Origin of the sequence: Xanthomonas nasturtii (genome assembly GCF_023337365.3) — a bacterium.
GTDB lineage: Bacteria > Pseudomonadota > Gammaproteobacteria > Xanthomonadales > Xanthomonadaceae > Xanthomonas > Xanthomonas nasturtii.
Map to the genome: position 1 here is coordinate 3,839,353 of NZ_CP142084.2, position 12,365 is coordinate 3,851,717.

The 12,365-nt window shown below is 64.8% G+C and carries 10 protein-coding genes and 1 pseudogene; 5 read left to right on the forward strand and 6 right to left on the reverse strand.

Features of this window, described 5'->3' with window-relative positions:
* Positions 1–289: 289 nt before the first annotated feature.
* From leuB to leuC, 3 genes are all read right to left on the reverse strand, one after another.
* Entirely contained in the window at positions 290–1,363 is a 1,074-nt protein-coding gene (gene leuB / locus M3O59_RS16665; protein WP_116905898.1) for a 3-isopropylmalate dehydrogenase, read from the reverse strand.
* Positions 1,364–1,443: 80 nt separating this feature from the next.
* The gene (leuD, locus tag M3O59_RS16670) at positions 1,444–2,091 is read right to left on the reverse strand and encodes a 3-isopropylmalate dehydratase small subunit (protein WP_064629233.1); all 648 of its coding nucleotides are present in this window, start codon (positions 2,089–2,091) and stop codon (positions 1,444–1,446) included.
* A gap of 68 nt (positions 2,092–2,159) precedes the next feature.
* Positions 2,160–3,599, reverse strand: coding sequence for a 3-isopropylmalate dehydratase large subunit (gene leuC, locus M3O59_RS16675; protein WP_064629235.1), 1,440 nt, complete (start codon positions 3,597–3,599; stop codon positions 2,160–2,162).
* A gap of 122 nt (positions 3,600–3,721) precedes the next feature.
* Here leuC and M3O59_RS16680 point away from each other — a divergent pair, with 122 nt between their 5' ends.
* Positions 3,722–4,606, forward strand: coding sequence for a LysR family transcriptional regulator (locus M3O59_RS16680; RefSeq protein ID WP_064629237.1), 885 nt, complete (start codon positions 3,722–3,724; stop codon positions 4,604–4,606).
* Positions 4,607–4,789: 183 nt separating this feature from the next.
* Here the strand turns inward: M3O59_RS16680 and M3O59_RS16685 are convergent, their stop codons facing one another.
* Together M3O59_RS16685 and M3O59_RS16690 are read right to left on the reverse strand one after the other, a co-directional pair.
* Entirely contained in the window at positions 4,790–5,044 is a 255-nt protein-coding gene (locus M3O59_RS16685; protein WP_249049339.1) for a GGDEF domain-containing protein, read from the reverse strand.
* Positions 5,024–6,274, reverse strand: a pseudogene (locus M3O59_RS16690) (ligand-binding sensor domain-containing protein); the annotation flags it as partial. The pseudogene M3O59_RS16690 and the gene M3O59_RS16685, both read right to left, overlap by 21 nt.
* A 270-nt stretch (positions 6,275–6,544) precedes the next feature.
* Here M3O59_RS16690 and M3O59_RS16695 point away from each other — a divergent pair.
* The 3 genes from M3O59_RS16695 to M3O59_RS16705 all read left to right on the forward strand — a co-directional run bounded on the left by M3O59_RS16695 (position 6,545) and on the right by M3O59_RS16705 (position 9,377).
* On the forward strand, positions 6,545–7,198 hold the full coding sequence (locus M3O59_RS16695) for a TetR/AcrR family transcriptional regulator (protein WP_064629239.1): 654 nt from the start codon (positions 6,545–6,547) through the stop codon (positions 7,196–7,198).
* A 128-nt stretch (positions 7,199–7,326) separates the two neighbouring features.
* A complete protein-coding gene (locus M3O59_RS16700; protein WP_116905906.1) occupies positions 7,327–7,983 on the forward strand; it encodes a protein-L-isoaspartate O-methyltransferase family protein in 657 nt (218 codons plus the stop codon).
* 20 nt (positions 7,984–8,003) lie between these two features.
* Positions 8,004–9,377, forward strand: coding sequence for a TolC family outer membrane protein (locus tag M3O59_RS16705; RefSeq protein WP_064629241.1), 1,374 nt, complete (start codon positions 8,004–8,006; stop codon positions 9,375–9,377).
* Between the two features lie 588 nt (positions 9,378–9,965).
* Here M3O59_RS16705 and waaA read toward each other — a convergent pair.
* A complete protein-coding gene (gene waaA / locus M3O59_RS16710) occupies positions 9,966–11,282 on the reverse strand; it encodes a lipid IV(A) 3-deoxy-D-manno-octulosonic acid transferase (protein WP_064629243.1) in 1,317 nt (438 codons plus the stop codon).
* Positions 11,283–11,358: 76 nt separating this feature from the next.
* Between waaA and M3O59_RS16715 the strand changes: the two genes are divergently transcribed.
* A complete protein-coding gene (locus tag M3O59_RS16715; RefSeq protein ID WP_064629245.1) occupies positions 11,359–12,279 on the forward strand; it encodes an LpxL/LpxP family Kdo(2)-lipid IV(A) lauroyl/palmitoleoyl acyltransferase in 921 nt (306 codons plus the stop codon).
* Positions 12,280–12,365: the final 86 nt, after the last annotated feature.

Below are 12,365 nucleotides of genomic sequence, written 5' to 3' on the forward strand. Positions count from 1 at the left end.
AGAGTAGGAGCGCGGCGTCGTGTCCAGGGGCGGGACCGTTGGCGGCATGGATGCCGCCAACAAGCCTCCAGGGACGGATTCACGGCGTGTCCCGACACCGGATGCGGCATCGCACGATCGACCAATACGCTTCTGTCGAAAAATTCTGTGCGCGACATCCCTCACTTCAATGCGAGTGCTTCGCTTGACTGATGTGATCAGACATGGAGAGCCACCACACGAAAGTGGCTATCGCCCGAAGAACGATAACCACCAGTACAACTACAACGCTTCGAGAAAGCGAGCACTTTTACAGCGCGGCCACCACTGCATCGCCCATTGCCACGGTGCCGACCTTGGTGGTGCCTTCCGACCAGATGTCGGCAGTGCGCAGGCCTTGGTCGAGCACCTTGCCGACAGCTTGCTCGATCGCATCGGCAGCGGCGGCCTGCGCGAAGGTGTAGCGCAACATCATCGCCACCGACAGGATGGTGGCCAACGGATTGGCGATGCCCTTGCCGGCGATGTCCGGCGCCGAACCGTGGCACGGCTCGTACATGCCCTTGTTGTTGGCATCCAGCGAGGCCGATGGCAGCATGCCGATCGAGCCGGTGAGCATGGAGGCCTGGTCGGACAGGATGTCGCCGAACATGTTGTCGGTCACGATCACATCGAACTGCTTGGGCGCACGCACCAACTGCATGGCCGCGTTGTCCACGTACATGTGCGACAGCACGATATCCGGGTAGTCCTTGGCGACTTCTTCGACCACTGCACGCCAGAGCTGGCTGGATGCCAGCACGTTGGCCTTGTCGACCGAGCACAACTTTTTGCCACGCAAGCGCGCCATGTCGAAGCCGGCCTTGGCGATGCGGCGGATCTCGCTTTCGCTGTACGGCAAGGTGTCGTAGGCCTGGCGTTCGCCGTTATCCAGCGTGCGCGTACCGCGCGGCTGACCGAAGTAAATGCCGCCGGTGAGTTCGCGCAGGATCAGCAGATCCAGCCCGGACACCACCTCCGGCTTGAGCGTGGAGGCATCGGCCAATTGCGGATACAGCAACGCCGGGCGCAGGTTGGCGAACAGGCCCAGCTGCGAGCGGATTTTGAGCAGGCCGCGTTCCGGGCGCAGCGACGGGTCGATGGTGTCCCACTGGGGGCCACCGACTGCGCCCAGCAGCACTGCATCGGCAGCGCGTGCGCGCTCCAGTGTTTCATCGGCCAACGGGCTGCCGTACTTGTCGTAGGCCGCGCCACCCAGTTCGTCGTACACCAGGCTGTAGCCAAGACCGTGCTGCGCGTCGATGCGCGTCAGTACCTTGACCGCTTCGGCCATGATTTCCGGGCCGATGCCGTCGCCGGGAAGAATCAGAATCTGCTTGCTCATGCAATCCTCGTGGAATGACGCAACGGCGCCGGTTATTTCAATGTGCTGCGGTGTTCACCGCGCAAACGTCACTGCACAACTTACTGCAACGCGCCAAACAACCACGGCTGATGCACGCGATGGCCCTGCTCGAAGCGGCCAATTGCATCGGCTTCCTGCAAGGTCAGGCCGATGTCGTCCAACCCGTTGAGCAGGCAGTGCTTGCGGAAGGCGTCGAGTTCGAATGCGTACTCCACACCATCGGGGCGGCGCACGCGCTGTGCGGCCAGGTCCACGGTGAGTTGGTAGCCCTCGGTCGCCAGGCACTGCTCGAACAGCGCATCTACTTCCGCTTCGGCAAGCACGATCGGCAGCAGGCCGTTCTTGAAGCTGTTGTTGAAGAAAATGTCGGCAAAGCTGGGGGCAATCACTGCGCGGAAGCCATATTCGCCCAGCGCCCACGGCGCGTGCTCGCGCGAGGAGCCGCAGCCGAAGTTTTCGCGTGCCAGCAACACGCTGGCGCCCTGATAGCGCGGGAAATTGAGCACGAACTCTGGATTGAGCGGGCGCTTGCTGTTGTCGCGGCCAGGCTCGCCGATGTCCAGATAGCGCCACTCGTCGAACAGGTTCGGCCCGAAGCCGGTGCGCTTGATCGATTTGAGGAATTGCTTGGGAATGATCTGGTCGGTATCGACATTGGCGCGATCCAGCGGGGCGACCAGGCCGGTGTGTTGGGTGAAAGGAGTCATTTGAGTGCCAGGAATGGGGAATGGGGAGTTGGGAATAGGCAGAGCAGGAAGCGGGCTTTGGCGATTCCCTATTCCCGATTCTCGATTCCCTGCAAGTCACGCACATCGACAAAGTGGCCGCTCACCGCGGCCGCAGCCGCCATCGCCGGGCTCACCAGATGCGTGCGTCCGCCAGCGCCCTGGCGGCCTTCGAAGTTGCGGTTGGAGGTGGAGGCACAATGCTCGCCGCTGCCGAGCTTGTCCGGGTTCATGGCCAGACACATCGAGCAACCCGGCTCGCGCCATTCGAAACCGGCCTCCAGAAACACCTTGTCCAGGCCCTCGGCTTCGGCCTGTGCCTTCACCAGGCCAGAGCCCGGCACCACCAGCGCTTGCTTGATCGTGGAAGCGACCTTGCGACCCTTGGCCACTGCGGCGGCGGCGCGCAGGTCTTCGATGCGCGAATTCGTGCACGAGCCAATGAACACACGGTCCAGGCGGATATCGGTGATTGGCTGATTGGCCTTCAGGCCCATGTACTTCAGTGCGCGCTCGATCGAGTCGCGCTTGGTCGGGTCCTGCTCGGCCGCCGGGTCCGGCACGTGCTGATCCACCGCCAGCACCATCTCCGGCGAGGTCCCCCAGCTCACTTGTGGCTTGATGTCCTCGGCACGCAGTTCCACCACGGTGTCGAAGTGCGCGCCCGGGTCGGAGACCAGCGTCTTCCACAGCGCCACGGCAGCGTCCCAGTCCGCACCCTTGGGTGCGAACGGGCGGCCTTCGACATAGGCGATGGTTTTTTCATCCACCGCCACCATGCCCACGCGCGCGCCGGCTTCGATGGACATATTGCAGATGGTCATGCGGCCTTCCATCGACAGCGCAGCAATCGCGCTGCCGGCAAATTCCAGCGCGTGGCCGTTGCCGCCGGCGGTGCCGATCTTGCCGATCACCGCCAGCACGATGTCTTTGGCAGTCACGCCGAACGGCAGCGTGCCTTCTACGCGCACCTGCATGTTCTTCATTTTCTTGGCGATCAGGCACTGCGTGGCCAGCACATGCTCGACCTCCGAGGTCCCGATGCCATGCGCCAGCGCACCGAACGCGCCATGCGTGGATGTGTGCGAATCGCCGCAAACAACGGTCATGCCCGGCAAGGTGGCGCCCTGCTCCGGGCCGACCACATGCACGATGCCCTGGCGCGCGTCGTTCATCTTGAACTCGAGGATGCCGAAGTCGTCGCAGTTCTCGTCCAGGGTCTGCACCTGCAGGCGCGAGACTTCGTCGGTGATCGATTCCAGCCCGCCCTGACGTTCGGCACGCGTGGTCGGCACGTTGTGGTCGGGCGTGGCGATGTTGGCATCGATGCGCCATGGCTTGCGTCCGGCCAGGCGCAGGCCTTCAAACGCCTGCGGCGAGGTCACTTCGTGCAGGATGTGGCGGTCGATGTAGATCAGCGACGAACCATCGTCGCGGCGGGTGACCTCGTGCAGGTCCCACAATTTGTCGTACAGCGTCTTGGCAGTCATCGCGGCGATCCGATGGAGTGGCGGTTGGTGGGTGCATCACCTAGCTGGATTCGATGCTAGGAGCTTGAATCGGATAACGCAAATTCATATTGTTTATTCAACAAATGAATTTCAGGAATGGCATGGATCTGGCGAATCTCAGCGCCTTTGTGGCGATTGCCGACAGCGGCAGCTTCTCGGCGGCTGGTGAGGCGCTGCATCTCACCCAACCTGCGGTGAGCAAACGCATCGCCTTGCTGGAGGGGCAATTGTCCACACGGCTGTTCGATCGCCTGGGCCGCCAGGTCGTACTGACTGAGGCCGGCCACGCCTTGTTGCCACGTGCCCAACGCATCCTTGCCGAACTGGAAGACACCCGCCGCGTACTGGAACACCTTGGCGCTGCGGTGGGTGGGCGCCTGAGTCTAGCCACCAGCCACCACGTCGGCCTGCATCGGCTTCCTGCATTGCTACGCAACTTCGCCGCGCAACATCCGCAGGCCGCGCTGGACATCCAGTTTCTGGATTCGGAACTTGCATACGCGGCGGTGCTACGTGGCGAGGTGGAACTGGCAGTGACCACATTGGCACCGGACACGCGCGCGCCGCTACGTGCGCAGCCGATCTGGCACGACCGCCTGCAATGCGTGGTGGCGCCCGACCATCCGTTGGCCGCATTGCGCGAGGTGACGCTGGACGATGTGGTGGCGTATCCAGCGGTGTTGCCCGACCCCGGCACGTTTACCCATCGCATCGTCGCCGGCCTGTTTGCCGAGCGCGGCCTGGTGCCGCACCTGCGTATGACCACCAATTATCTGGAGACGATCAAGATGCTGGTGTCGGTGGGGCTGGCCTGGAGCGTCTTGCCCGAGCGCATGATCGATCATCAGATCGTGGCACTGCCGCTGGCCGATGTGGCGCTATCGCGCGAGCTGGGCTGCGTGACGCATGGCGGGCGCACCTTGTCGCGGGCCGCGCAGGCGTTTGTCGCGTTGCTGCATGCGCAGGCGGATCTGGCGCAGGTATAGCGCGGGCGAACTGTACTGCGTGCTGCAGAGATTCGGGTCGCCGCACGTTCGTCAACGCCGGTTCGATCGACTAGATGTTTGATCCCAGTCTTTGTCTGCTGTCGCAGACGAAGTCACCTCAACAGCGTGCGCAGCACGCCACCCACCGCCACGGCATTCGCTCCACCGCAGCAACGCGCCCCGCTACGGCCCCGCCAACCGATCCCGCCCCTGCCGCTTGGCCTGATACAGGCGACGATCCGCCAACGCCAGCAGTTCGCGTCGGCTTGGCGCTTCGTCGCTCATCGCCATGCCCATGCTGGCGGTGTACAGCACGTTGGCGCCATGAGCATCGATATCGATTGCGGCAGGCCGTTGCCGCATCCGCTCGCACAGTGCGCGTGCCTGTGCCGCATCCAGGCCGGTGACCGCCAGCAGGAATTCCTTGTCGCGCGGCAGCCCGACCCGGTGGTCGTAGACGCGGAAACTGTCGCCGCGCAAACGCAGCAGGCCGCGATCGCTGGCAATCCACACATCGCCGCTGGCATCGCGCAGGAAATCGAACGCGTTCTGCCCGGGGAAATCCGGCTGCCCCAGCCAGGCACGCGTGCTACCGCCCGGCGGCAGCGCGGTCATGCCGCGATCGGTGCCGATCCACACGATGCCCTGCGCATCGCGGTACAGCCCCTGCACCGAGCCGTCCGGTACACCGTCGGCAGCGGTGTAGCGGCGCGCCTTGCCGTTGCGCCAGGCACCAGCCCGGCAGTGGTGCCGATCCACGGATCGTCGCCATCCGGCAATACCGCGCGCACCGACATCGACGGCAGGCCATCGGCCGCACCGATGCGCACCAGCACGCGGCCTTGCGCATCCAGACGCACCACGCCCTGGCTGTAGGTGCCGGCCCAGACGCCGCCGTCGCCTGCATCGGCCAGCGCCAGCACCGATTGTTCGACCACGCGGCTACCTTCGCTGGGCGACAGCGACACGCGGCTGATGGTGCTGTCGCGCCAGCGGTCCAGACCCACTGCGCTGCCCACCCACACGGTGCCGTCGCCGGCCTGCAGCACGCCGCACATGGTTCGAACTCAGACCGTCGTCGTGGGTCACGCCGTGCGCGGCGCCCTCGGCAACCCGCAACAGCCCGTGTGTGCTGCCGACCCAGATCAGGCCTTCGGCATCGTCCAGCAGCGCCGGGCTGGCGACCCCGGAAATGGCGATCTGCTCGTCCGGGTCGCGCGGGCCGCTGAGCATCACCAACATTCCCGACGACAGGCTCGTCCACAGATGTCCGCGCCGGTCCAGCAACAGCGAATCCACGCGGCGGCCTGCCGGAAGCGCTGCAGGCCGCCGCCACGGCTCCACCACCACACGCCGTCGTCGCCCGCGACCAGCAGCCCGCCCTGCCGGTCGCGGGCCAGCCGCCGCACCGACGGATCGCCCATCCCGTGGGCCCTGCCCAAGGCTACGCGCCATCGTGCGGCAGGCGGTACAGGCCGACTCCGGTGCCGACCCACAGATCGCCCCCCGTCATCGGCCGACAATGCAGTGATATGCGCACGCGGCACCGGCCTGGCGGCCGACGTCCACCAGCCGCCCGTCGGCCTCGATGCGGTACAGCCTCTGCGGCGTGCCTACCCAGAGCGCGCCATCGGCGCGCCGCAGCAAGGCGCTGACCGCCAGATGCCGCACGCACGTGCTGCGAACGCAGCCGTATGCGCATGCGTCCCGACCCTGTCCGCGCTCCCCGTCCCCTCGTCCATGTTCGCTGACAATACCTGCCGGTATGCACCGACAGGCCTGCGGCAAATCTATTACCGGGTTTTTTGCGCTGCCTTCGGTGGCTCCCTGACAGCTGCCGGGGGTGCCATGACACCGGGAGCCAACTAGACGGAATCGTTAACGCAACGGATGGACGCCGAGTATAAATATAGAACCCGATGGTCTAGTATTGGCGGCATGTCCAGCTCGTCCCCCCTCAAGTCCAAGGCCAAGAGCAACGGCCCTGGGCGCCCCAAGGACCTTGGGAAACGCGCCGCCATCCTGGGCGCCGCCCGCACCATGTTCATGGAGCAGGGCTATGCCGGGGTCAGCATGGATGGGATCGCCGCGCAGGCCGGCGTCTCCAAACTGACCGTCTATAGCCATTTTGGCGACAAAGAGAGCCTGTTTTCCGAGGCGATCCGTGCGCAATGCCAGCAGATGATGCCGGACGACCTGTTCGATCACGCTCCCGAGGGTGCCCTGCGCGACCAGTTGGTCGAAATTGCCCATGCATTCTTTGCCATGGTCAGCACCGAGTCGGCCATTTCCACGCATCGCATGATGATGGCGCCAGGCACTGGCGACATGCATGTGCGCGAAATGTTCTGGGAAGCCGGCCCCAAGCGGACCCAACTGGCATTGGCGGATTTTCTGTCGGCGCGGGTCGCCGATGGACAGTTGGAGATCCCCGAGCTTCCGCGCGCTGCCTCGCAGTTTTTCTGCCTGCTCAAAGGCGAGCTGTATGCGCTGATGATGTGCGGCCTGCACGGCCAGCCCACCCGCGCGCAGGTGGACGAGCACATTCAGGCCAGCGTGGATTTCTTTTTGAGAGCGTATGCGCCGCGCTGATCGCACCGAGACGTTGGTGGCGATGACTTCCGGCACTGCGCCGGTTGGCCACGCGCGGCGATGCTAGATGCGCCAGGCGCCTCGCGCACCGGTAAAATGTTCGCCCCACCGCGATGGATAACCGCACCATGACGATCGATTTCACCCAGGCCCGCGAAAAGATGGTCGAGCAGCAGATCCGGCCGTGGGACGTGCTGGACCTGCGCGTGCTCGATGTGCTGGCGCGCATGCCGCGCGAAGCCTTCGTGCCGGAGGCTTACAAGACCCTGGCCTATGTGGATGTGGAAATTCCGCTGTCGGCCGGTCACAAGATGATGAAGCCGGTCATCGAAGGCCGCATGTTGCAGGCGCTGGATATGCAGCCGGGCGAAGACGTACTGGAAGTGGGCACCGGCGGCGGCTTTTCCACCGCCTGCCTGGCCGCGCTGGCGCGCGACGTCGTGAGCCTGGAGATCGACCCGGCGCTGGCGGCCGCCGCGCGCGCCAATCTGGACCGCACCGGCCTGGGCAGCAATGTCCGTATCGAAACCGCCGACGTGTTCGGCTGGCAGAGCGAGCGCCGTTTCGATGCCATCTGCGTGACCGGCGCGGTCGACACCCTCCCCGTCCAGTGGCTGCAGTGGTTGCGCCCGAACGGCCGGCTGTTTGTCGTGCGCGGTCACGAACCGGTGATGGAAGCGGTCTTGGTGGGTGGCGACGTCAACGCCCCGCGCATCGAATCGTTGTTCGAAACCGACCTCGCCTATCTCCAGGGCGCCGCACCGACGCCCCGATTCCAATTTTGATTCCCAAGGAAGCTTCCCCGATGATCCGCCGATCCCTCGTTCTGGCCCTGGCCGCCGCCCTGTCTCCGATGGCAGCAAATGCCACCGACCTGCTGCAGGTCTACGAAATGGCCCGCAACGGCGATCCGCAGCTGGCCGTGGCCGAGTCCACGCGGCTGGTCAATCGGGAAGGTCAGGTGCAGGCGCGTGCGGCGTTGTTGCCGCAGCTCAATGGACAGGCGGACTACAGCAAGGCGCATCGTGAGATCGAAGGGGTGCCTGGTCGCATCACCAACTCCTCGCGCTCCCAGCAGATCCAGGGCAGCCAGACCATTTTCAACTGGGCGCAGTTCTCCAACCTGCGCGCGCAGCGCGACGTCGCCAAGGCAGCGGATTTCACCCTGCAATCGGCCAACAACGACCTGATCACCCGCACCTCGGCGGCGTACTTCCAGGTGTTGGTCGGTATCGAATCGCTGGCGGCGGCGGAGACCAACGAAGCGGCGGCCAAGAAGCAGTTCGACTTCGCCGACAAGCGTCTGGAGGTCGGTCTGGCGCCGATCACCGACGTGCATGAAGCGCGTGCCCAGTACGATCAGGCACGCGCCGACACCATCAATGCGCGCAACCTGCTGAAGGATTACTATCAGGCGCTGACCGAACTCACCGGCCAGCCGGTAACGGCCCTGCGCGCTTTGCCGGAGAGTTTCCGCCCCGAAGTGCCGGCCGCCTACAGCAATGTCGATCAATTGGTCGCCACCGCCATCGCCGACAACCCGGAACTCAAGGCCCAGCAACTGCAGGTGAGCGCTGCCGAGGCGCAGGTCAATGCCGCGCGCGCAGGCCACCTGCCCACGATAAATCTGAACGGGAGCATCGGGCGTAGCAATAGCTGGGGTACCTCGAACGCGGAAGCCGGCCTATTCACTACGCAGGGGCGCAACATCGACTCTGATTCGATCGGCTTCACGGTATCGGTACCAATCTTTGCCGGCGGTGCCACCCAATCTGCCGTGCGCCAGGCGTTGTCGCGTCGCGACATCCAGCAGGACACCTACGAGCAGCAGAAGCGCGCGCTGGACCGCAACACGCGCAATGCCTATCAGACCGTGGTGGCCGGCATCAGTGAAGTGGAAGCGCGGCGCCTGGCCGTGGTGTCTGCTCAGGCCGCGTACGACGCCTCGCAGATCGGCCTGGAAGTGGGTACGCGGACGGTGTTGGACCTGGTGCAAAACCAGCGCACGCTGTTCCAGGCGCAACTGGATTACGCGCAATCGCGCTACACCTTCCTGCAGAACCGTCTGCTGCTGGGCCAGGCCATCGGCAAGCTCGACATCGCCGACCTGCAGGACGTCAATCGCCTGCTGTCGCAGGATGCCGAGTCCAAGCTTCAGCGCAGCGGCTCGCTGCAGTAAGACGACCTGAGATGTAACGCACAAGGCGGGCTCAGGCCCGCCTTTTTGCATGCGATTCGTCAGGCAGTGAGTTTCGACTGGCTTGCGAGGGGCTTGGACGCTATGAGCGCGTCGGTTGCAGAGCGAGTGATCTGTGGCTTCGCTGCAAGTACGTCCTTGTAGCTCTGGCGCGGCATCCATGCCGCTCAAGGTCCCGCAATGGTGAGCGGGCAAGGACCGGTCAAGTTGGTCGGTGCGCAGAGCTTTCAATCAAATAGCCTGCAAGCTGCCTGGTGCACCGATTCCGTTCTTCAATGGAGGCACCAGTAAAGTGCCTGGTGCGGTGTCCTCACCGATTGCGGGACCGTTGGCGGCATGGATGCCGCCATCGAGCCCCCATGGATGGGTTAACGGCGTGTCCCGCGAGCGGTGAGGGCAGCGCGCACGCGACTAACGCGGCTTGGAACTCATCAGCTGACGTGAAAAGCGGCCACCACCACCACGCGATCGTCAGGTTTTTTCAGTCGCTCCAAGCCCGCTTGATGATCTAACCTGGCAGGCCTGCAACGGGTGCTCTGCAACGACGCCGCGCGCACGCGAAGACATCTTTCAAGACGGCACAGTCTCAGTCACCACCGGCGGCAGATCCGCTGCGATCTGCACCAGCGTGCGGGCCACTGCGCCCTTGCCGTTGGCGACCAGTGCCAGGCCTGCGGCGGCCATCGCCTCGCGTTGTGCGGGGTCGCCGAGCAGGCGCGCCAGATCCTGGTACACGCCATCGGCGTCCTCGCAGATGGCGACCGCATCGGCTTCGCGCATGCGCCGCGAAATTTCCGAGAAATTATGCAGATGCGGGCCAGTGATCGCCGGTGTCCCGACAGCGGCTGGCTCGAGCAGATTGTGGCCGCCGATCGGTTGCAGGCTGCCGCCAACGAAGGCCACCTGCGCGCATGCATAGAAGCTCATCAGCTCGCCCAGGGTGTCGATGACGAACACCTTGTCGTGTGCCTGCGGCCATTGTTGCGCCTTGCGGGTGGCAACCCGCCAGCTGCGCTCGCGCGACAAGGCCTCCACCTTTGGAAAGCGCTCGGGATGGCGCGGCGCCCACAGCAACAACACATCAGGAAACTGCATCAACAAGCGCGCGTGGATATCGGCAACTGCGGCCTCTTCGCCTTCGTGCGTGCTGGCGGCAATCCACACCGGGCGTGTGGCCGGCACGTGGGTGCGAAATTGCGCAACCAGCGCCTGCAATTGTGCCGGCGCGGCGATATCGAATTTGAGATTACCCAATGCGATCACCTGATCCGGGCGCGCGCCCAAGGTGACGAATCGCTCGGCATCGTCCTGCGACTGCGCCGCCACGCAGGTCACCGTGCGCAGCGCGCGGCTGATCAAGGGCGCCAGCACGCGGTAGCCACGCAGCGAGCGCGCCGACAAGCGTGCGTTGAGGATGTACAGCGGAATCTGGCGATCACGACAACCGAACAACATGTTCGGCCATAGCTCGGTTTCCAGAATCAGCGCCAACCGCGGCCGAAAATGTTCAAGGAACCGACCGACGCTGCCAGGCACGTCGTACGGCAGGTACACATGGTCCACCGCATCTCCCCACACCGCGCGCACGCGCTCCGATCCGGTGGGCGTGATGGTGGTAATGACCCAGCGGATATCCGGGCGCTGCGCACGCAAGGCATTGACCAGCGGCGCAGCCGCATTGACCTCGCCCACCGACACCGCGTGCACCCACACCCGCGGGCGCCCGCAGGCATGCGTGTAGGAGGCATAGCGCTCGTTCCAGCGATTGAAGTATTCGCGCACACGAAAGCCGCGCCACACCAGGTGATACACCGTGACCGGCAACAACAGGTAGAGCAGCGCCGAGTACAGCCCGCGCAACAGCCATTCGATCGGGTCTTTCCGCATCCGTGCAGGATACGGGAGCGTTCGTGCGTGCGCATGTGCACGCTGCCCACTGGGCGCAATCCCTTAGAATTGGCGCATGTCCGAGTCCGCCAACGTCGCCATCCGCCCTTCCCTGCGCAACCCCAAGCATTGGCCGATGTACCTGGGCCTTGCGGTGATGGTGCTGGCCGGGCGCCTGCCCTGGACGCTGCAACGCGCAATCGGCCGTGGCGTTGGCTGGACCGCGATGCGCGTGGCAGGCACGCGTCGGCGCGCGGCCGAGGTCAACCTCAAGCTGTGCTTCCCCGAGCAGGACGATGCCTGGCGGGCGCGGCTGTTGCGCGACAGTTTCGACGCGCTGGGCGTGGGCTTGTTCGAATTCGCACGTGCCTGGTGGGGCAGTATCGAGGCCATTCGCCCGGGCGTGCAGATCGAAGGCCTGGAACAGCTGCAGCAGCTGCAGGAACAAAAGCGCGGCGTGCTGCTGGTGTCCGGCCACTTCATGACGCTGGAAATGTGCGGTCGGCTGCTGTGCGACCACGTGCCGCTGGCAGGCATGTACCGCAAGCACCGCAACCCGGTGTTCGAGTGGGCGGTCAAGCGTGGACGCTTGCGCTATGCCACGCACATGTTCGCCAACGAAGACCTGCGCGCCACCATCAAGCACCTCAAGCGCGGGGGGTTCCTGTGGTACGCGCCGGATCAGGACATGCGCGGCAAGGACACCGTGTTCGTGCCATTTTTCGGGCACCCGGCCTCCACCATCACGGCCACGCACCAGCTGGCGCGGCTGACCGGCTGCGCGGTGGTGCCGTACTTCCATCGCCGCGAAGGCGGCCGTTACATCCTCAAGATCGCACCGCCGCTGGCAGGCATTCCATCAGACGATGTGATCGCCGATACCACCCAGGTCAATGCGGCGATCGAGGACATGGTGCGCGAGGCGCCGGACCAGTACCTGTGGATCCATCGGCGCTTCAAGCGCCAGCCGGGCGGGCGCAGCGCGTTCTATCGCTGATCTCGGTTGGGCGAATGCGTGCCGCAGGCATCGGGGCATCGCGGTTCAGCACGCGAAGACCTACGACATGCCGACTGACAGCACGC

Coding starts and splice junctions, on each gene's coding strand:
- leuC (WP_064629235.1), bottom strand. CDS start 3,599: ATGACTGCCAAGACGCTGTACGACAAATTGTGGGACCTGCACGAGGTC.
- leuD (WP_064629233.1), bottom strand. CDS start 2,091: ATGACTCCTTTCACCCAACACACCGGCCTGGTCGCCCCGCTGGATCGC.
- waaA (WP_064629243.1), bottom strand. CDS start 11,282: ATGCGGAAAGACCCGATCGAATGGCTGTTGCGCGGGCTGTACTCGGCG.
- leuB (WP_116905898.1), bottom strand. CDS start 1,363: ATGAGCAAGCAGATTCTGATTCTTCCCGGCGACGGCATCGGCCCGGAA.
- M3O59_RS16700 (WP_116905906.1), top strand. CDS start 7,327: ATGACGATCGATTTCACCCAGGCCCGCGAAAAGATGGTCGAGCAGCAG.
- M3O59_RS16695 (WP_064629239.1), top strand. CDS start 6,545: ATGTCCAGCTCGTCCCCCCTCAAGTCCAAGGCCAAGAGCAACGGCCCT.
- M3O59_RS16705 (WP_064629241.1), top strand. CDS start 8,004: ATGATCCGCCGATCCCTCGTTCTGGCCCTGGCCGCCGCCCTGTCTCCG.
- M3O59_RS16680 (WP_064629237.1), top strand. CDS start 3,722: ATGGATCTGGCGAATCTCAGCGCCTTTGTGGCGATTGCCGACAGCGGC.
- M3O59_RS16715 (WP_064629245.1), top strand. CDS start 11,359: ATGTCCGAGTCCGCCAACGTCGCCATCCGCCCTTCCCTGCGCAACCCC.